Origin of the sequence: Phytoactinopolyspora mesophila (genome assembly GCF_010122465.1) — a bacterium.
Taxonomy (GTDB): domain Bacteria; phylum Actinomycetota; class Actinomycetes; order Jiangellales; family Jiangellaceae; genus Phytoactinopolyspora; species Phytoactinopolyspora mesophila.
Map to the genome: position 1 here is coordinate 99,186 of NZ_WLZY01000006.1, position 18,366 is coordinate 117,551.

12 protein-coding genes are annotated in these 18,366 nt (G+C 68.0%); 11 read left to right on the plus strand and 1 reads right to left on the minus strand.

The genetic code is table 11. The annotated features are described in order from the left end of the window. The 3 genes from F7O44_RS17645 to F7O44_RS17655 are packed head-to-tail and all read left to right on the plus strand — an operon-like array spanning position 1 to position 6,211. A complete protein-coding gene (locus tag F7O44_RS17645) occupies positions 1 to 1,896 on the plus strand; it encodes a dipeptide/oligopeptide/nickel ABC transporter permease/ATP-binding protein (RefSeq protein WP_162451603.1) in 1,896 nt (631 codons plus the stop codon). Beyond that, positions 1,893 to 2,873 (plus strand): ABC transporter ATP-binding protein, encoded by a 981-nt coding sequence (locus F7O44_RS17650; protein WP_162451604.1) that lies wholly within the window; start codon positions 1,893 to 1,895, stop codon positions 2,871 to 2,873. Before F7O44_RS17645 ends, F7O44_RS17650 begins: the two co-directional genes overlap by 4 nt. Then, positions 2,870 to 6,211, plus strand: coding sequence for a serine hydrolase (locus F7O44_RS17655; RefSeq protein WP_162451605.1), 3,342 nt, complete (start codon positions 2,870 to 2,872; stop codon positions 6,209 to 6,211). The genes F7O44_RS17650 and F7O44_RS17655 overlap by 4 nt, the downstream gene beginning before the upstream one ends. An 11-nt stretch (positions 6,212 to 6,222) precedes the next feature. Here the strand turns inward: F7O44_RS17655 and F7O44_RS17660 are convergent, their stop codons facing one another. Next, complete coding sequence (locus F7O44_RS17660; RefSeq protein ID WP_222851455.1) at positions 6,223 to 7,269, minus strand: lysylphosphatidylglycerol synthase domain-containing protein; 1,047 nt, start codon at positions 7,267 to 7,269, stop codon at positions 6,223 to 6,225. 286 nt (positions 7,270 to 7,555) lie between these two features. Here F7O44_RS17660 and F7O44_RS17665 point away from each other — a divergent pair, with 286 nt between their 5' ends. The 8 genes from F7O44_RS17665 to F7O44_RS17700 all read left to right on the plus strand — a co-directional run bounded on the left by F7O44_RS17665 (position 7,556) and on the right by F7O44_RS17700 (position 18,268). Then, positions 7,556 to 8,650, plus strand: a complete 1,095-nt coding sequence (locus F7O44_RS17665; protein ID WP_222851456.1) for a M20 family metallopeptidase — start codon at positions 7,556 to 7,558, stop codon at positions 8,648 to 8,650. Between the two features lie 131 nt (positions 8,651 to 8,781). Beyond that, positions 8,782 to 10,173, plus strand: a complete 1,392-nt coding sequence (locus F7O44_RS17670) for a serine hydrolase domain-containing protein (RefSeq protein ID WP_162451607.1) — start codon at positions 8,782 to 8,784, stop codon at positions 10,171 to 10,173. A gap of 1 nt (position 10,174) precedes the next feature. Next, the gene (locus F7O44_RS17675; protein WP_162451608.1) at positions 10,175 to 11,080 is read left to right on the plus strand and encodes a serine hydrolase; all 906 of its coding nucleotides are present in this window, start codon (positions 10,175 to 10,177) and stop codon (positions 11,078 to 11,080) included. 18 nt (positions 11,081 to 11,098) lie between these two features. After that, the gene (locus F7O44_RS17680; protein WP_162451609.1) at positions 11,099 to 12,697 is read left to right on the plus strand and encodes an ABC transporter substrate-binding protein; all 1,599 of its coding nucleotides are present in this window, start codon (positions 11,099 to 11,101) and stop codon (positions 12,695 to 12,697) included. Between the two features lie 61 nt (positions 12,698 to 12,758). Continuing rightward, positions 12,759 to 13,676 (plus strand): hypothetical protein, encoded by a 918-nt coding sequence (locus tag F7O44_RS17685; protein ID WP_222851457.1) that lies wholly within the window; start codon positions 12,759 to 12,761, stop codon positions 13,674 to 13,676. After that, entirely contained in the window at positions 13,673 to 14,791 is a 1,119-nt protein-coding gene (gene menC / locus F7O44_RS17690; protein ID WP_174255955.1) for an o-succinylbenzoate synthase, read from the plus strand. The genes F7O44_RS17685 and menC overlap by 4 nt, the downstream gene beginning before the upstream one ends. A gap of 187 nt (positions 14,792 to 14,978) precedes the next feature. Beyond that, positions 14,979 to 16,580, plus strand: coding sequence for a PucR family transcriptional regulator (locus F7O44_RS17695; protein ID WP_162451610.1), 1,602 nt, complete (start codon positions 14,979 to 14,981; stop codon positions 16,578 to 16,580). Between the two features lie 182 nt (positions 16,581 to 16,762). Continuing rightward, positions 16,763 to 18,268 (plus strand): HTTM domain-containing protein, encoded by a 1,506-nt coding sequence (locus tag F7O44_RS17700; protein WP_162451611.1) that lies wholly within the window; start codon positions 16,763 to 16,765, stop codon positions 18,266 to 18,268. Positions 18,269 to 18,366: the final 98 nt, after the last annotated feature.

Genomic DNA, 18,366 nt, shown 5'->3' on the forward strand with positions numbered 1-18,366 from the left:
ATGGGACGGCGGCAATGGCTGAACGCGCTGCGCAGCCCCGTCGGCGCGGTTGCGGCGGCGTTGTTGTCTCTGCTGGCGGTGCTGGCCGTGGTGGCGCCGATCATCTGGGGCGACGCGGCGGACGAGACCAACCCGGCGGCGTTGTCACAGGGGCCGTCGTCTGAGTACTTGCTGGGTACTGACGGACTCGGCCGGGACATCGCGTTGCGCGTCCTGGTGGCCACCCGGACGTCGCTGGGACTGGCGCTGGCATCCACCGCGATCGCGGTGTCGATCGGCCTGGTGCTGGGCGTGCTGCCCGCCGTGCTCGGGCGCCGAGCCGGGCGACTGGCCGTGGCGTTCGTGAACCTCGCTGTGGCTTTCCCGGCGTTGCTGCTGGCGTTGTTCTTCGCGGTCATCTTCGGCATCGGGGCCAAGGGTGCGGTGCTGGCCATCGGCATCGCGGGTGCTCCCGCGTTCGGCCGGCTCGTGCAGACGAACATCGCCGCGGTGGCCGGACGGGATTACGTCTCGGCGGCGCGTATTGCCGGTGTCGGGCGACTGCGGCTGATCTTCCGGCATCTCCTGCCGAACGTGGGCGAGCCACTCGTGGTGAACGCCGCATTGATGGCCGGCGGCGCTCTGCTGGCCTTCGCCGGGCTGTCCTTCCTCGGCCTCGGCGTGCAGGCGCCCGCCTACGACTGGGGCCGGCTGCTCGGCGAAGGCCTCGACCGGATCTACCTCAACGCAGCGGCATCACTGGCACCTGGGGTGGCCGTCGTCGTCGCCGGGCTGGCGTTCACCTTGTTCGGTGAGTCGATCGCCAAGGTGGTGGGGCTGCGGACGGAACCGGCGCGGGCGGGGGCGGGCAAAATGCCTGCGGTACCCGGAGCGGTTGACGAGGACACCGGCGACGCCGTGCTCGTAGCGAAGGGGCTCCGGGTGGGCTTCTCGTCGGCTAGTGGATCCACCTACCCCGTGGACGGTGTGGACCTCACCGTGCATCGCGGCGAGACCGTGGGAATCGTGGGTGAGTCCGGCAGCGGGAAGAGTCTCACCGCGTTGGCCGTTGCCCGCCTGGCGCCGGAGACCGCAACCGTCAGCGCCGACCGGCTCGAATTCTCGGGCACCTCGCTCTTGGGCCGCTCCGACCCCGAGGTAGGCAAGCTTCTCGGGACCTCTCTGGCCATGGTCTTCCAGGACCCGATGACGTCGTTCAACCCGTCGATGCGCATCGGCTGGCAGCTGGCCGAAGTCACCCGGATCCATGAGGGGGCAGCGCGCCGGGAGGGCTTCGCCCGGGCGGTGGACCGGCTTGGCAAGGTGCGTATTCCCAGTCCGGAGCGGCGGGCCCGGCAATACCCGCACGAGTACTCCGGCGGGATGCGCCAGCGGGCCATGGTCGGGATGGGTTTGATGAGTTCGCCCAAGCTGATCATCGCCGACGAGCCCACCACGGCGCTTGATGTCACGGTCCAGCGCCAAGTGCTCCGGTTGTTGCGGGAAGTGCAGGAGGAGACCGGCGCTGCCGTCGTGCTCATCTCGCACGACATCGCCGTCGTATCGCAGATGTGCGAGCGGATCGTCGTCATGTACGCCGGCCGCGTCGTCGAGGAGCTACCAGTGTCGCGGCTTTCGGCCGCCGCCCATCCCTATACCCGGGCGCTGCTCGGAGCAGTACCGGACATGACCAGTGACCGGGAGCAACCACTGGTGACCATCTCCGGCCGGCCCCCGGATCCCGGTGCCCGCCCGCCTGGGTGTGCTTTCGCGCCCCGGTGTGAATTGGCCGACGACGCCTGTCGCCGGCTCCCGGCGCTCGCCCCGGTGTCCGCGGGCCAGCGTGCGGCCTGCTGGCATCCGCAGCTGAGTTCGCTGGAGCCCGCCGGTGGGACCAGCGCAGGGGGTAAGGCATGAGAGAGCTGGAATTCCGCGACCTGACCGTGCGCTTCGGAACCGGACCGGCCGCCGTGACGGCCGTCGACGGCGTCAGCCTCAAAGTGCCAGCCGGGTCCATCGTGGGCCTGGTGGGTGAATCGGGCTCCGGAAAATCGACCCTGGCCAAAGCCGCTGTCGGCCTGGCGCCCATGGCCGGCGGGCAGGTCCTGCTCGATGGCGCCGTCTTGGACCGCTCCCGCACCAGGCGGAAGCTGCAGATGGTCTTCCAAGATCCGTACTCCTCGCTCGACCCCAGGATGACCATCGGTGACTCCATAGCGGAGGCGATCCCGGAGCGGCGCAGCCGCAAGGAGCGGCGCGCCGAGCTCGCCAGACTCCTCGAGCTGGTCGATCTCGATCCGGCACGGGCGTCCTCTCTTCCCTCGGGACTCTCGGGTGGCCAGCGCCAGCGGGTGGCGCTGGCCCGGGCACTGGCCGCCGAGCCGGAGGTGATCCTGGCCGACGAGATCACCTCGGCGCTCGATGTCTCCGTCCAGGGAGCCGTACTCAACCTGGTCCGTGATCTGCAGCGTCGGCTCGGCCTGAGCATCCTGTTCATCTCGCACAACCTGGCGGTGGTGCGTTATGTCAGCGACATCATCGCGGTGATGTACCTCGGCCGCATCGTGGAGGCCGGTCCGGCCAGCGACGTGCTCAACGCGCCGCGACACCCTTACACCAGAACGCTACTGGACGCCGCGCCCCGGATCGGCACGTCGCTCGACGACGCCGTGCCGGCCGACAACGCCGCACTCGATCAAGATCCACCGTCGCCCCACGAACCGCCGCCGGGCTGTGCGTTCCACCGCCGGTGCCCGTACGGACCGTTGATTCTTCCGTCGCGCACGATCTGCGCTGACGAAGACCCACACACCGGTGCGCAGATGCGTCCGCACCGCGCCGCGTGTCACTTCGCCGGGCAAGACATCCTGGCCACACACCTGGAGGCACCATGAAACGCCGCATGAGAGAGGAGGACCTGTTCGCGCTGGAGATCCCGGCGCAGCCGGCCATCTCCCCGGACGGAAGCACCGTCGTCTACGTGCTTCGGACCGCGGACCTGGACGCCGACGAGAACCGGGCGGCACTGTGGCGGGTCACCGCCGCCACGGCCCAGCCGCGGCAGCTGACGTACGGAGCAGCGGATTCGTCGCCCACGTGGTCGCCGGACGGCCAGACCATCGCGTTCCTGCGGGCCGCCGGTGGCCCCTCGCAGGTCTGGTTGCTGGCGGCTGACGGCGGCGAGCCACGGCAGCTGACCAGCCTGCCCGGCGGCGCCGGTGCCCCGGTATGGAGCCCGGACGGCACCAGGATCGCTTTCACCGCAGCCGTCGACACCTGGGCGGGACCCGGCGAGGACGACGACGCGCGGACTCGGCGTGCTTCGGCGCCGATAGTCGCTGACCGCCTGGGTTATCGCAGTGACGGTGCCGGGCTGCTCCGCGGAGCCCGGCAGCACGTGCACGTCGTCGATGTCGCAACGGACCAGACCCGGCAGCTCACCCGGGGTGACTGGCACGCGGGCCCGCCCGAGTGGTCGCCGGACGGAACACGGCTGGCGTTTCCGGCCGCGAAGAGTGCCGACGCCGATCGCACCGGGGTGTCCGCCGTGTACGTGATCGACGTTGAGGCGGCGGACCCGGTTCCGGTACGGGCGGGGGACTACGACGGTCTGGCCGGCCCGGTGACGTGGACACCCGATGGTGATCACCTGCTCGTGGTCGGCCGCCAGGATGTGAGCGTGGGGCACAACATGCTGTTGCGCGTGCCACTGGACGGCGGCCCCGTCGTCGACCTGGCAGCCGGCCTGGACCGCAACGTGATGCCGGGTGGGCCCGGCTACCCCGGCGGGTTGCCGCAGATCAGTGCCGACGGGCGCAGGGTGGTCTTCTGTGTGCAGGATCGGGGCTGTACCCACGTCTACATGGTCGAGCTGACCGGCGGCGCGCCGCGGTTGCTCGTCGGCGACGCCGGCCGGGTCGTGTCCGGTCTCTCCGTGGCGTCGGATGCTGACCGGGTAGCGGTCATCGTGGCATCCCGGGACACGTACGGCGAGGTGTCCGTCGTCGACTTGGACGCCGGTGACGAAACAGTGGTCACGGCGCACATGACCGTTGAACTAGACCTGATCACGCCCGAGGAGCGGGTGTTCATGGTCTCCGACGGCACCGAGGTGCACGGGTGGCTGATCCGTGATCCCGGCGCGCCGGCGCCGGGACCGTTGCTGGTGGACGTCCACGGTGGCCCGCACAACGCATGGAGCCCGGCGCCGGATCCGGGGCATGCCTACCAACAACTGCTGGCCGCCAGGGGGTGGTCGGTGCTGCTGCTGAATCCGAGGGGGAGCGACGGATACGGCGAAGCGTTCTTCACCGCCGCGGTCGGGGCCTGGGGTGTCGGCGATCAGCGGGACTTCCTCGAACCTGTCGAGCAACTCGTCACCGATGGAATCGCCGATCCGGACCGGCTGGCGCTGTCCGGATACAGCTACGGCGGCTACATGACGTGCTGGCTCACCGCCCAGACCGATCGATTCGCCGCCGCGGTAGCCGCCGGGGTGGTCTCCGACCTGGCCAGCATGGCGGGCACGTCTGACGTCGGCCCGCTGTTCATCGACCTCGAACTGGGCTCGCTGCCGTATCGCGATCCCGACCGGCTCGCCGGGCAATCGCCCTACACCTACGTGTCCCAGGTCAGCACCCCGACGTTGATCCTGCATGGACTCGCTGACGATCGCTGTCCGGTCGGGCAGGCCGAGCTGTGGTTCGCGGCGCTGCGCAACCGCGGTGTGCCGTCCGAGCTGGTGCTCTACCCCGAAGCGTCGCACCTGTTCATCCTCGAAGGCCGCCCGTCTCACCGTCTCGACTATTCCCAGCGACTCGTCGACTGGGTCACCCGTCATACCGTGAAGGAGAGTCTGATGACCGCTGCCCCTCTCGACCGCGACCACTGGCAGCACCGGCTCGCCGAACTCGCGGAGAAGTACAAGGTCCCCGGTGCGACCCTGGGGATCGCCAGCGGTGAGCACACGGTGGAGGTGGCCTATGGGGTCACCAACGTCGACACGGGTATCGAGGTCACCACCGACACGCTGTTCCAGATCGGCTCGATCACGAAGGTCTGGACGGCGTCAGCCGTCATGGCGCTGGCAGACGCCGGGAAGCTGGATCTCGACGAACCCGTGGTGACGTACCTGCCTGAACTGCGACTGGTGGATGCCGACGTGACCGCGAAGGTCACCATGCGGCATCTGCTGACCCACACCAGCGGGATCGACGGTGACTTCTTCCACGACACCGGACGGGGTGACGAATGCCTGGAACGCTACGTAGACGCGCTCAGCAGCCTTCAGCACAACCATCCGCTCAGTGCTACCTGGTCCTACTGCAACGCTGGCTTCACCCTTGCCGGCCGGGTGATCGAGAAGCTCACCGGGCAGGTCTGGGACGCGGCGATGAAAGACCTGCTGTACACGCCGCTAGGCCTCGACCACACCGTGACGCTGCCCGAGGATGCCCTGTTGCACCGAAGCGCCGTAGGACACGTGCACCAAGGGGATGAGGCGCCTAGGCGGGCGCCAGTATGGGGTCTGCCGCGCTCGGGTGGACCCGCCGGGCTCATCGCCTCCACCGTGGGCGATGTGCTTGCCTTCGCCCGGATGCACTTGTCGGGCGGTCTGGCTGCCGACGGGACCCGGGTCCTGGCGGCGGAATCGGTCGCATCGATGCAGGCCAACGAAGTCAACCTGCCTGATCCGTACACAGTGGCCGACTCCTGGGGCTTGAGCTGGTTCCGGCTCGATTGGAACGGCACCCGGCTGGTCGGTCACGACGGCAACACGATCGGGCAGTCGGCGTTCCTGCGCATCCTTCCCGAAGCCGGGCTGGCGGTGACGCTACTCACCAACGGCGGCCATACCCGCGACCTGTATGAGTCGCTGGTGCGTGAGGTTTTCCGGGACCTCGCCGGGGTGGAGATGGTCACACCGCTGGCGCCTCCGGCGGACCCCGTGCCGGTGGACATCACGCCGTACTTGGGCACCTACAAGCGCACGCTGGTGACCATGGACGTCTTCGCCGGCTCGGATGGTCCGCGGATGCGCATGACGGTTGACCAGACCTCCCTCGGTCTCGACGAGGAGGTCAAGGAGTACGACCTGGTGCCGGTGCGCGAGGACCTGTTCGTGCTGCGTCAGCCCGGCGCCGAAACGTGGACGCCGGTGACCTTCTACACGCTCGACGACGGCCGGCCCTACATGCATTTCGGTGCGCGCGCTACGCCGAAGGTCGCCTGAGCCCGCTCCGCTCAGGCCGGACGCCGGCCGTGTGCGATCTTGTGCGCGGCCGGCCACACGGTCGCGAGAATCACGGCAATGACCACCGGCGCCAGCAGGACCACCGCACGGAACAACAACACCGCGGGTAGTGCGTCGCTGGCGGCCACACCGACCACGACGAGCGCGCCGACCAGTGTGGCCTCCGCCGAGCCGATGCCCGCGGGGGTAGGTGTGGTGGCCGCCAGTGCGGTGCCGGCCACGTAGGCGGCCATGCCGACGGCTATCGTCACCGGAAGTCCGAAGCTGGCCGTCACCATGGCGAACCCTGCCGCCATGCTCAGCATGGCGAGGATCTGTGTGACCACCACGCCCACTGCGACCTTCGGCCGGGCACGTACCGACGAGGCGATCTCGCGGGCAGCGCATGCCACGCGGTACATCCGATCTCGTAGGACTCGCCCCATGCCGGTCCTGGGCTGGCTGCCAGCGCCGCGAGAGGCCCGGGCCCACACGGGAAGGCCGCGAATAGCGCTCCCGGCTCGACGCGCCAGATTGGGGCCGGTGACGATCATCAGCACCACCATCGCGATGGCGACCACCAGAAGTGACCCGCCTCCCCAGAGCCAGGCCAGGCTGAGCAACAGCCCGCCTGCGTAGGCCACGCAGCCACCGGCCGACCACATGGCGACCGCGCCGGCGGCCATCGTGTTCGACGCGCCTGCGCGCCTGAGTGCCGCGACGAACGCTCCGGCCGCCCCTACTCCGGCGGGGATCAGCCGGTTGGCGACGGTTCCGGTGATGTGCGCGGTCGTTGTGCCTGTCCACCCGAGGTGGCCGGCTGCGATGAGTCGTTTGCCGGTGATCGACGCAGCTGTGGCAGCCGCCCAGAAGCCCGCCGCGATGAGTGGCGCGAACGGTTGCCGGCGCATTCCTTCCAGCAGGTTGGGCAGCGCCTCGGGGAGCACCAGGACGCCACCGACCACCATGATGGCTATCAACGCCGAGATCCCGGCCACGCGGTACACCAGCCGGAGACGGCGACGACGGGAAGCGCGTTGAGTGTCGCTCGCTACCACCACACTCTGCGGCGATCTTGAAGCAGCGGAAACGGGCGCTGCTTCGGGTCGCGGGCCTGCGTACGTGTCGGCGATAGGTCGGCTGCCTTAGATCGAGTGTGGCGGAATTCATAGAAGAATAGCAGGTCACCGGCGTGTCGTGCGTGTTGCTGGCGTCGCGGGCGAGGTAAAGAGACCGCTGGCTTGGGGTGCGCACATAGAGATGAGGCATCGCGATCACGCTTCGTCCCGATCGTTGGACAACTGGCCAAAGACACCTCCCTGCCTGCCATGACAAGATCGGCTGATGACCACCGTGGGAGCGATGGCCGAGGATCTTCGTCGGCTGGTCACCTGTGAATCGCCCTCCGCGGACCTGGCGGCGATCGCCCGCAGCGCGGACGTCGTGGCGGAGCTGGGTTCGCGGCTGACCGGTGCCGAACCGGAACGGATCGAGCTGGGCGGCTGTACACACCTCCGGTGGCGCTTCGGCGCCGGGGACCAGGTGCTGCTGCTCGGTCATCACGACACGGTCTGGCCGCTGGGATCGCTGGACAAGCATCCGTGGCGCGTCGCCGGCGGCCTCGCCTACGGTCCGGGATGCTTCGACATGAAAGCGGGCCTGGTGCAGATGTTCCATGCGCTCGCGTCGCTGCCGTCGCCTCGAGGTGTGACTGTTCTGGTCAGTGGTGACGAGGAACTGGGGGCGCCTACGTCACGCGAGCTGATCCAGGACGAGGCACGTCGATGTGCCTCGGCACTCGTACTGGAGGGAAGCGCGGACGGCGGCCGGCTGAAGACCGCACGCAAAGGCATAGCCCTCTACGAGCTGCGAGTTCGCGGCCGAGCCGCGCATGCCGGTCTCGAGCCCTGGCAGGGCGTGAACGCTTCGGTGGAGCTGGCTCACCAGATTCTCGCACTGGCCGAGCTGGGCACCGGTCCGGACGGCACCACGGTGACACCCACGCTGATGACCGGCGGCACAGCGTCGAACACGGTGCCGGCGGAGGCATCGGTGAAGGTGGATGTCCGGGTCCCCAGCGTCGCCGAGCACCGCCGCGTCGACGCGGCCATTCGTGGCCTGACGCCGCGGCTGGCCGGAGCGGGACTGGACGTCGTCGCTGGTCCGGCACATCCTCCGCTGGAGCCGGACTCCTCGGCAGACCTGTACGCCCTCGCCGAGGAGGTGGCTGCCGAACTGCGTATTGACCCGCTGGGCTGGGCACATGTCGGCGGCGGCTCGGACGGCAACCTCACCGCCGGCGCTGGAACGCCCACGCTGGACGGCTTGGGCGCGGTAGGCGGAAACGCCCACGCGCCGGGTGAACACGTGGTGCTCGAACACATGCCGGTCCGCACCAGCGTCGTCGTCGGCTTGCTTCATCGCCTTCTCGGCGCCTGACGGCGTCCGGTCAGCGATCCGACGCTGCTGGACCGTTGCACAACTTCGCGACCGCCGGTTCATCGTCTGAGACGAATCGGCGCGCGGCCACGGCCCCTACGTTGGTGCTTTCCGATGAGGAGGAGGGGACCATGGGGCAGCTCCATGAGATCCGCGACTGGCTTCCGGGCCGGCTGGCCGAGCTGATCGCCGAAAACCAGGTACCGGGGGCGGCAGTGGCGGTGCTGTCCGGCGGGAACATCGCTGAAGCGGCCGCCGGGGTGGTGAACCGACGCACGGGCGTCGAGACCACAACCGATGCCGTGTTCCAGATCGGTTCCATCACCAAGGTGTGGACCACCAGCTTGATCATGCAGCTGGTCGACGAAGGAGCTATCGACCTCGACGCGCCGGTCCGGGCATACGTACCCCAGTTCCGCGTGGCGGACGAGGAAGCGAGCGCCCGTATCACCGTCCGGCAGCTCACCTGCCATGTGAGCGGCTTCGAGGGTGACATCTTCACCGAGACCGGGCGTGGCGACGACGCCGTGGAGAAGTACCTCGACGTGATCACCGGTGTGCAGCAGTTGTTCCCGCCTGGCCAGCGCTTCTCGTACAACAACGCCGGCTACGTCGTACTGGGCAGAGTCGTCGAGGTCCTGCGAGGTAAGCCGTATGGCCAGGCGCTGCGTGATCACTTAATCGGTCCCCTGGGCCTGGAGCACTGTGCCGCCGACGCCTACGAGGCCATCATGCACCGAGCCGCCCTCGGCCACATCGAACCCGAGCCGGGGGCCGAGCCCGTACCCGCTCCGGTGTGGTCATTGGCCGCGTCGAACGCTCCGGCCGGCTCGTTGCTGAGTATGAGCGCTGCCGACTTGGTCCGTTTCGCACAGATGCATCTGTCCGGCGGCGTATCGCCAGACGGGAACCAGATCATCTCCGGAGCCTCCGTGGCTGCGATGCGCGAGCGACAGGTGGACCTTCCGTACCTGGGAATCCTGGGGGACGCGTGGGGGCTTGGCTGGGAGATCTTCGACTGGCCAGGCGGGACCGTGATCGGTCACGACGGTGGCACAATCGGGCAGTCGGCGTTCTTGCGGATCGTTCCCGAAGCCGGCGTGGCGGTCGCGTTGCTGACCAACGGTGGTAATCCGATGCCGGTGTTCTTCGAGGTTGCCGGCCGCGTGCTGAGTGATCTGGCGGGCGTGAGCGTCCCAACGCCGTTGGCCCCGCCGGCCGAACCTGAGCCGGTAACTGAGCCCGAGCGGTACGTGGGCCGTTATGCCTCCGACGTCGCCGTGTACGAGGTCGACGCCGACGGCGACGGCCGGCTGTGGCAGACCATGACCCCGAAGGGTGTCCTCGCGGACGCCGGGCAACAGGAACAACGAGTCGAGATCGTCAGGTTGCGTTCGGACACGTTCGTTGCCCGGGAACGTGTGTACGGCATGTTCTTGCCGACCGCGTTCGTGGATTTCGACGACGATGGCCGGGCACAGTTCCTGCATCAGGGGCGTGCCGTACCTCGAGTGCGGGCCTGACGTGCCGACCATCGTAGACGAGATCCGCGCGGTCTTCCGCTCCGCCGGGGTCGAAGGGTTCCTGCACGCCCGGCCGGTCGTGGCGTCATCACCCGAGGTGGCCGAGGCGAAACACGGCGAGGTCGACATCAACGCCGGCAACCCGGTCATCCTCGCGTCGGTCTTCAAGATCCCGTTCGTCGTCGCCTACGCCCGCGAGGTCGCGGCCGGTCGGCTGGACCCGGAGGAGCGCACCACCGTCACCGCACGCGACCGTATTGGCGGCGTCGGCACCGCCGGCTGCGCCGACGACGTCGAGATGAGCTGGCGTGACCTGGCGACGTTCATGATGACGATGAGCGACAATGCCGCCACGGACATCATCTACCGCCGGGTGGGACAGGAACGGATCCAAGCGGTTCTTGACGATCTCGGCCTGACCGGTACACGCATCGTCGGTTGTTGTGCGGACTTGTTCGCGTCGATGGCAGATGATCTCGGTGTCGGACTCGACGGTCTAGGCGGTGCCCTCGCCGACGCGACTCCGGAGCGAATCCGGAAACTGGCCATCCTGGACCCGTCGCGCACCAGCGCCACGACACCTCGCGACACCACCACGCTCCTGGCCGCCATCTGGACCGGCGCGGCGGCTCCGGAGGCGGCCTGTGCCGACGTGCGTTCGATCATGGCACAGCAGATCTGGCCGCATCGGCTGTCGTCGGGCTTCCCGGACGAGGTGGACGTAGCCGGCAAGACCGGTACGTTGCCCGGCGTCCGCAACGAAGCCGGAGTTGTCAGCTACCCCGATGGCCAGAAATACGCGGTCGCGGTCTTCACCCGGACCGACGTCCTTGATTACCGGCTGCCACAGGTCGATGCGGCGATCGGAACCGCCGCCCGGCTTGCCGTCGAACATTTGCGCAGGTGACGTATGAGAAGAGGAATCATGCGTACGAGATTCTTGGCGGCCGGTGCCGCTGCCCTGATGGTGCTCATATCCGCGTGCGGCGGCAGCGGCGACGCGGAGCCGACCGAGGAACCGGCTGAACGCGCACCGGTGGAGGACGGCACGTTCCGTGCGGTGATAGCGGCCGATCCGGGCAACCTCGATCCGTTGATGACGGTGCTCTCGAACACCCGGTGGGTGACCACGTTCATGTACGACTCGCTGATCTTCATCAACGAGGAGGGCGATGCCGTCCCCTACCTGGCGGAGTCGTGGGAGGTGGGCCTGGACGAGGTGACCTATACCCTCGCTGAGGGAATCACGTGCTCGGACGGAACCCCGCTGACGGCCAGCGACGTTGCCGCCAACTTCGAGTTCGTCGCCGATCCGGCCAATGGATCACCGCAGCTCGGCGTATGGGTTCCACCGGGCGTGGCCGTCACGGCGGACGACGACGCGCGCACCGTGACACTGACGTCGCCGAATCCGGACCCCTTCCTGTTGCAGGCGACCGGGCTGCTGCAGATCGTGTGCGCGGCGGGTACGGCGGACCGTTCCATTCTGGAATCAGGCGCGGCCGGCACCGGCATGTTCGAGCTCGCAGCCGTCGCACCCAACGACCACTACACGTTCGAGCGGCGCGACGACTACGAATGGGGACCCGAGGGGGCGGCGGCGTCCGACCCGGGCACACCGAAGTCGGTCACCCTGCACGTCGTGGGGAACGAGTCGACAGCGGTCAACATGTTCCTCGCGGACGAGATCGACGCGGTCTTGCCGACCGGTCCGGACGCCCAGCGCGCGGAGCAGTCCGGCGCGGACATCATGGAGATCACAGCGCCGCTCGGTCAGCTGTACTTCAACCAGGCTGACGGACGTGCCGGGGCTGATCCGGCGGTGCGGCTGGCGTTGACCCAGGCGGCCGACCTCACTGCCCTCGGCACGGTCACGGCTGACGGTCGTGGCAAGCCCTCCGAAGGGGTTGGCGGTCTCGAACCGAGGCCATGCCCGGCGGACACGGTGACCGGCAGCCTTCCAGCGCACGACGTGGACGGGGCTGCACAGCAACTCGAGGACGCAGGCTGGGAGGCAGGCCCGGACGGGGTGCGTGCCAAGGAAGGCCAGCCACTGGCGCTCTCGTTGCTCTATGTGGTCGACATAGGCCCCGGCCTGGCAGCAGGCGCCGAACTGCTGGCCCAGCAATGGAGCGCGATCGGCGTCGACGTTTCGCTGCAATCGATCACGCAGGCCCAGATCAACGAGGTGCTGTTCGGCAGTGGCGACTGGGACGCCGGGCTGATCATGCTCAGCGTGGCATTTCCATCCCAGCTCGGGCCGTTCTTCTCCGGTCCGGTGCCGCCTGACGGAACCAACTTCGCCCACCTCGGCAACGAGGAGTACGAGGCGCTGACCGCCGAGGCGGCAGAGCTCCCGCTCGAGGAGGGGTGCGCCCTGTGGGAGGACGCTGAGCGTGCGCTGGTGAGCCAGGCGGACGTCGTTCCGTTCGTCGATCTGGTCACGCCGATGTTCCTCAACGGTGTCGAGTCTCGCCTGCTGGCCAACAACCTCTCGCCTCCGACCATCCGGATGTACGAGTGACGAACACCGGCCCGTCGTTCGCGCTGACGAAAGACCCGGGTGATGATGGGAGGAGGCAACCATGACGGACGAGCGTGGGCCAGGCACCGTGGAGGTTATGACGGTGAATGTTCCCGATGCCGCGGAAATCGCGCACGACACCGCCCGGAGCGCGGCACAACACTCCGGCGTGGTGGTGCGCGATCTGCGCGAGATGTCTGAGCTGCAAGCGGTGGCCAAGCTGTTCCACAGCGTGTGGCAGCCCGACGAGTCCAGTCCGCTGGTCACCATCGAGCAACTGCGTGCTCTCACGCACAGCGGCAACTACCTGGCCGGTGCCTTCGATGGCGGTCTCCTGGTGGGGGCCTGCGTCGGGTTCTTCGCCGCGCCGGCGGGCAGCTCATTGCACTCCCATATCGCGGGCGTGTCCGGTGGGATGCGCGGACGAAGCGTCGGATTCGCGCTGAAGCTGCATCAGCGTGCCTGGGCCCTCGAGCGGGGACTCGCGGAGATCACGTGGACCTTCGACCCGCTGGTGCGACGCAACGCGTACTTCAACCTCGTCAAGCTGGGTGCGCGACCACGGGAGTACTTGGTCGACTTCTACGGTGACATCCCGGACGCCGTGAACGCCGGACAGGGCAGCGACCGGCTCCTGGTCGCGTGGGAACTGATGGATCCGGTCGTCGTCGCCAGTTGTGACGGCAGCCGTACCGAGGCCGATGCCGAACAACTGAAAGCCGCGGGAGCGGTGCTGGCGTTGGCGGAGACCGATTCCGGGCTCCCTGAGGCCAGCCCGGTCGTCGCCCGTGACCGCGCCGCCCAGCTGCTCGTCCAGGTACCCGGGGACATCGAGACGATGCGGATGCACGCTCCGGGCCTGGCGAAGCAGTGGCGGCTCGCCGTACGTGAGGTCCTCGGCGACTTGATCGCCGGGGGTGCGCGGGTGAGCGGCTTCTCCCGTACGGGGTATTACGTCGTCGAGAGGACCGCGTCGTGAAGATCGATGGCTTTGAACTGCGCCGGGTCTCGATGCCGCTGCGTTCTCCGTTCCGCACCTCCTTCGGTGTCGAGTCCGAGCGCGACGTCCTGCTCATCCGGGTCGTCACGCCGGACGCGGACGGCTGGGGCGAGTGCGTCGCGATGAGTCAGCCGTTGTACTCCTCGGAGTACGTGGATGGCGCCGCCGACGTCGTCCGCCGTTTCCTGATTCCGCGGCTGCTGGCCGCCGGGGAGCTGGACCCACAGCAAGTGGCTGCCGTGCTCGAGCCGGTCAAGGGGCACCGGATGGCGAAGGCAGCGCTGGAGCTGGCGGTGCTGGACGTGTGGCTGCGCGAACGCGGTGAGTCCTTAGGCGCATACCTCGGGGCGGTGCGCGACCGTGTTCCCGCGGGCGTGTCGGTGGGGATCATGGATACGGTGCCTGAGCTGCTCGACGTGGTGCGGGATTTCGTGGGACAGGGGTATGTGCGGGTCAAGCTGAAGATCGCGCCGGGCTGGGATGTCGAACCGGTGCGGGCGGTGCGCGAGCGGTTCGGTGACGACCTGCTGCTGCAGGTGGACGCGAACGCCGCTTACACGCTCGCCGACGCGACGACGCTGGCCCGGCTCGACGCGTTCGACCTGCTGCTGATCGAGCAACCGCTGGCCGAAGACGACCTTCGCCAGCACGCCGAACTCGCCAAGCTGCTACGCACGCCGGTGTGCCTCGACGAATCCATCGAGTCGGCGAAGGATGCTGCCGATGCGATCGCACTGGGAGCGTGCCGGATCGTCAACATCAAACCCGGGCGGGTCGGCGGATACCTCGAGGCGCGCCGGATTCACGACCTGTGCCAAGCGCACGGGGTGGCGGTCTGGTGTGGGGGGATGCTGGAGACCGGGCTAGGCCGGGCGGCGAACATCGCGCTGGCCGCGCTACCGGGATTCAGCCTGCCTGGTGACACGTCCGCCTCGGATCGCTACTACGCCGAGGACATCACTGAGCCGTTCCTCCTCGATGCCGACGGGTGCGTGGCCGTGCCTGCCGGACCCGGTCTCGGCGTAGAACCTGTCCCCGACATCCTCGCCGCCCGCACCACCTCCACCGAGTGGCGGCCCGCCCCCAATAAATGATCAGGTTGGGTGGTTTTTCTCGTCCGTCACCATGACTGCAGGCATGGTGACGCCCGAGAAAACCCACCAAACATGATCATTCGGCAAAGGGGCGGCTTGTCGGATCTTCCGACAAACGCGCGACACCTCGTAGGATCGGACAACTCTCCGACGGGTCGGCAGCGGCTACGGTCAAGGAGTGTTGCCGATGGTGCACCGCCCACGAGCCACGCTCGGCCGCGTGCTCGACGATCTCGGATCCACCCTGCTCGAAGTCATCGCCGGTCGGATCGACGCCGGCACAGAGGTGGGCGGTGTTGTCATACACGACCCGCTTGACCCGCCTGAGCTGCCGGCCAACGCGCTGGTGCTCGGCGTGGGACTGGCCGCGTCGGACGAAATAGTCAAGGTGCTGCATGACATCGGCGCCTCCGGTGGTGTCGGCCTGGTGGTCCGAGCGCCCATCGAGACCGCGGCAGAGGTACACGAGGCGGTCGAGCACACCCGGGTCGCCGTGTTCGGGCTGACCCGCGGCGCGTCCTGGGTGCAGGTGTCTTCCCTGCTGCGGTCCCTGCTGGCGGTCGACGATCTAGGCAGCGACGACGGCGAGACCCTGGCCGGCGCCGGGGCCGGGGACCTGTTCGCCATGGCCGGCGCGGTTTCGGCACTGCTCGACGCACCCGTGACCATCGAGGATCTGAACTCGCGAGTCCTGGCGTTCTCGGCGAATCAGGACAGGGCCGACGGGCCGCGGAAGGAAACCGTGCTGGGTCGTCAAGTTCCTGACCGCTACCTGCGCGAGCTGGAGCAACGTGGCGTGTTCCGGCAGCTCTATGGGTCCGACCATCCGGTCTATGTGACGGACATGCCCGGCGTGGATTTACCCCGGGTAGCGATCCGGGTACGCGCCGGCGACGAGATCCTCGGATCGATGTGGGCGGCAGTGCCGGGGCCGTTGTCCGGCGAGCGCCGGCAGGCGTTCGCCGACGCGGCGAAACTGGTCGCCCTGCACATGCTGCGGCACCGCGCGGGCGCCGACGTCGAGCGGCGGCTGCGCGCCGAACTCGTCGCCAGCCTCCTGGAAGGCGGGCCGAACTCGCCGGATGCGGCCGCCCGGCTCGGCGTCGACACCGCACGTAGCTGTGTTCTCGCGCTGGCACTTCGTGGCGTCGAGGATGCGTCCAGCCTGGAAGCGGAGATGCAGCGAATCAATGGTGCGTTCGCGCTGCATCTGGGCGCCGTACATCCGCGCTCGGCCGTGGCCCTCGTGGGCGGCGTGATCTACGGCGTCATCCCCGTGTCCGGGATCGGGCCAGCCACCGACCAGCGTGCGGTGGCGATCGCCCGGGAGTTCCTCGATCGGATCGGTGACCACCGCGACGTGGTTGTGGGTATCGGCCGGGTCGTCGACGACGCCGTGGAGCTGCCGCGTTCGCGTGCCGACGCCGACCGGACGCTTCGGGTGCTCCGGACCGGGCGCTCGTCGTCGCGAGTGGCGCGCTCGGAGGATGTGCAAACCGCGTCGCTGCTCCTCGAGCTGGGGGATCTGATGGCAGCCGAGCGGCAGCAGCTCGCCGGACCGGTCTCCCGCCTCGCCGCGTATGACGCCCGGCACCGGGCGCAGATGGTCCATACGCTGCGGGCGTGGCTCGACGCGTTCGGCGACGTCGGCAAAGCGGCGGCAGTGATGCACGTACATCCGAACACATTCCGCTACCGGCTGCGACGACTCAGCCAGATCAGCGGGATCGATCTCGACGACGCCGAGGCGCGATTCGCCGCGATGCTCGAGCTGCGCCTCACTCCGTGACCACGGTCGCGCCGACAGCCCGTGCCTAGTTTCGTGACCCTTCTGTAACGGAACCGATGGGAACACTTCATCGCGCCGGCAAAACAGCCACGAGCTGGTGAAACGACAACGGGACCACATCTGCGTACGCAGGACCGGGAATAGATATGATCGCGAGTTGTGGTGGTCAGAGGGGGTCTTCGGTGAACCGGTTCCGAGTCATGGCGGCGCAGCCGGTCAGCGGTGCGAGTTCGGCATTCTTCCGGATCGCCTTCGGCATCGCGATGTTCGTCAACGTCTGGTTGTACCTGCCGTACCTGGTGCATGACTACTTCATCGACACGACCTTCCACTTCTCGTACGCGTGGTTCACCTTCATCGAGCCCCCGCCCGGCTTCGGTATCCAGGCGGTATACGTGGCCAAGGCGGCGCTGGCCGTCTTGATCGCCATCGGGTTGTGGTACCGGTTCGCCATCGCGGCATTCTTCGTGCTGCACACCTACGTGTTCCTGATCGACTCCACGTTCTTCCAGAACCACGAGTACCTGATCTCGCTGGTTTCGTTCTTCATGATCTTCATGCCGCTCGAGCGCCGATGGTCGGTGGATGCCCGACGGCGTCCCGCCCGCGCCTCGCAGACCGTGCCGGCATGGGTGGTCTGGCTCATCCGGTTCCAGTTCGGCATCGTCTACTTCTACGGTGGTGTCGCCAAACTCAACGCTGACTGGTTGCAGGGCGAGCCGCTGCGGATGTGGCTGCACCGGCGCACCGATATCGAGATCATCGGGCCACTGTTCGAGCACGAGCCGGTCATCTGGATCATGACGTACGGCTCGCTGATCTTCGACCTCGCCATTGTCTGGCTGCTTCTCTACCGGCGTACCCGGGTACCGGCGTTCATCATCGCGACGTGCTTCCATCTGCTCAACGCCAGGCTCTTCGGGCTTTACATCTTCCCGTGGACCATGATCGCGGCCACCACCATCTACTTCCGGCCAGATTGGCCGGAGCTGGCGTGGGCCTGGTTCAGGCGCCGTCGTGGCATCGTCGCCACTGGACACGCTTCCGATCCGCAACTGGCGTCGGTCGCGGCAGCGCCGCACAGCGTCAATGGTGGCGTTGGGGGCCCGAGCGCCGGATCGGAAAGCAGTACCGCTGGGCGCACCGGATCCGGTGATCAGTCCGGTGATGGCATTCAGCAGGCCGGCTCGGGCGGTACGTCGTCGCCCCGCACCGGTGCGGGCACTACGGTGCGGCCGATCTCGAAGCTGCTGGCCGCGTTCCTGGTGGGCTGGGCCGTGGTGCAGATTGTGGCGCCGTTGCGGCACTATCTGATCCCGGGCTCGCCGAACTGGACCGAGGAAGCCCACCGGTTCGCCTGGCACATGAAGCTGCGCGACAAACAAGGCACGGCCACCTTTTATCTCACGGCCGACGGCCGGACGTGGGAGGTCGACGCCTCGGAGCATCTGAGCTGGAAGCAGGAGTTCCGGATGTACGGTCATCCCGAGCGGCTGGCGCGCTTCGCTCATCATCTGTCCGACCTGCACGACGGCGCCGAGGTTCGGGTCGAGACGTCGGTGTCGCTGAACGGGCGTGAACGGGTGCCGTTGGTGGATCCGGAGGTCGATCTCTCCGAAGTGCCGCTGGTCTGGTGGGGGCATGCGGACTGGATCCTGCCGTTGGAGGAACCGCTCCGCCGGGACTGAACCGGCTGCCAGGACATCTTCGGCCATGATCAAGTGCGAGTTATGGGTGCTATAGGCCCGACAACTCGTACTTGATCAACGGATGGACCCGCCCCTCC

Excerpts from the sequence above, each read along its gene's own strand:
- F7O44_RS17665 (WP_222851456.1), top strand. The coding sequence starts at position 7,556 with ATGACCACCGTGGGAGCGATGGCCGAGGATCTTCGTCGGCTGGTCACC.
- F7O44_RS17655 (WP_162451605.1), top strand. The coding sequence starts at position 2,870 with ATGAAACGCCGCATGAGAGAGGAGGACCTGTTCGCGCTGGAGATCCCG.
- F7O44_RS17645 (WP_162451603.1), top strand. The coding sequence starts at position 1 with ATGGGACGGCGGCAATGGCTGAACGCGCTGCGCAGCCCCGTCGGCGCG.
- F7O44_RS17685 (WP_222851457.1), top strand. The coding sequence starts at position 12,759 with ATGACGGACGAGCGTGGGCCAGGCACCGTGGAGGTTATGACGGTGAAT.
- F7O44_RS17670 (WP_162451607.1), top strand. The coding sequence starts at position 8,782 with ATGGGGCAGCTCCATGAGATCCGCGACTGGCTTCCGGGCCGGCTGGCC.
- F7O44_RS17695 (WP_162451610.1), top strand. The coding sequence starts at position 14,979 with ATGGTGCACCGCCCACGAGCCACGCTCGGCCGCGTGCTCGACGATCTC.
- F7O44_RS17680 (WP_162451609.1), top strand. The coding sequence starts at position 11,099 with ATGCGTACGAGATTCTTGGCGGCCGGTGCCGCTGCCCTGATGGTGCTC.
- F7O44_RS17650 (WP_162451604.1), top strand. The coding sequence starts at position 1,893 with ATGAGAGAGCTGGAATTCCGCGACCTGACCGTGCGCTTCGGAACCGGA.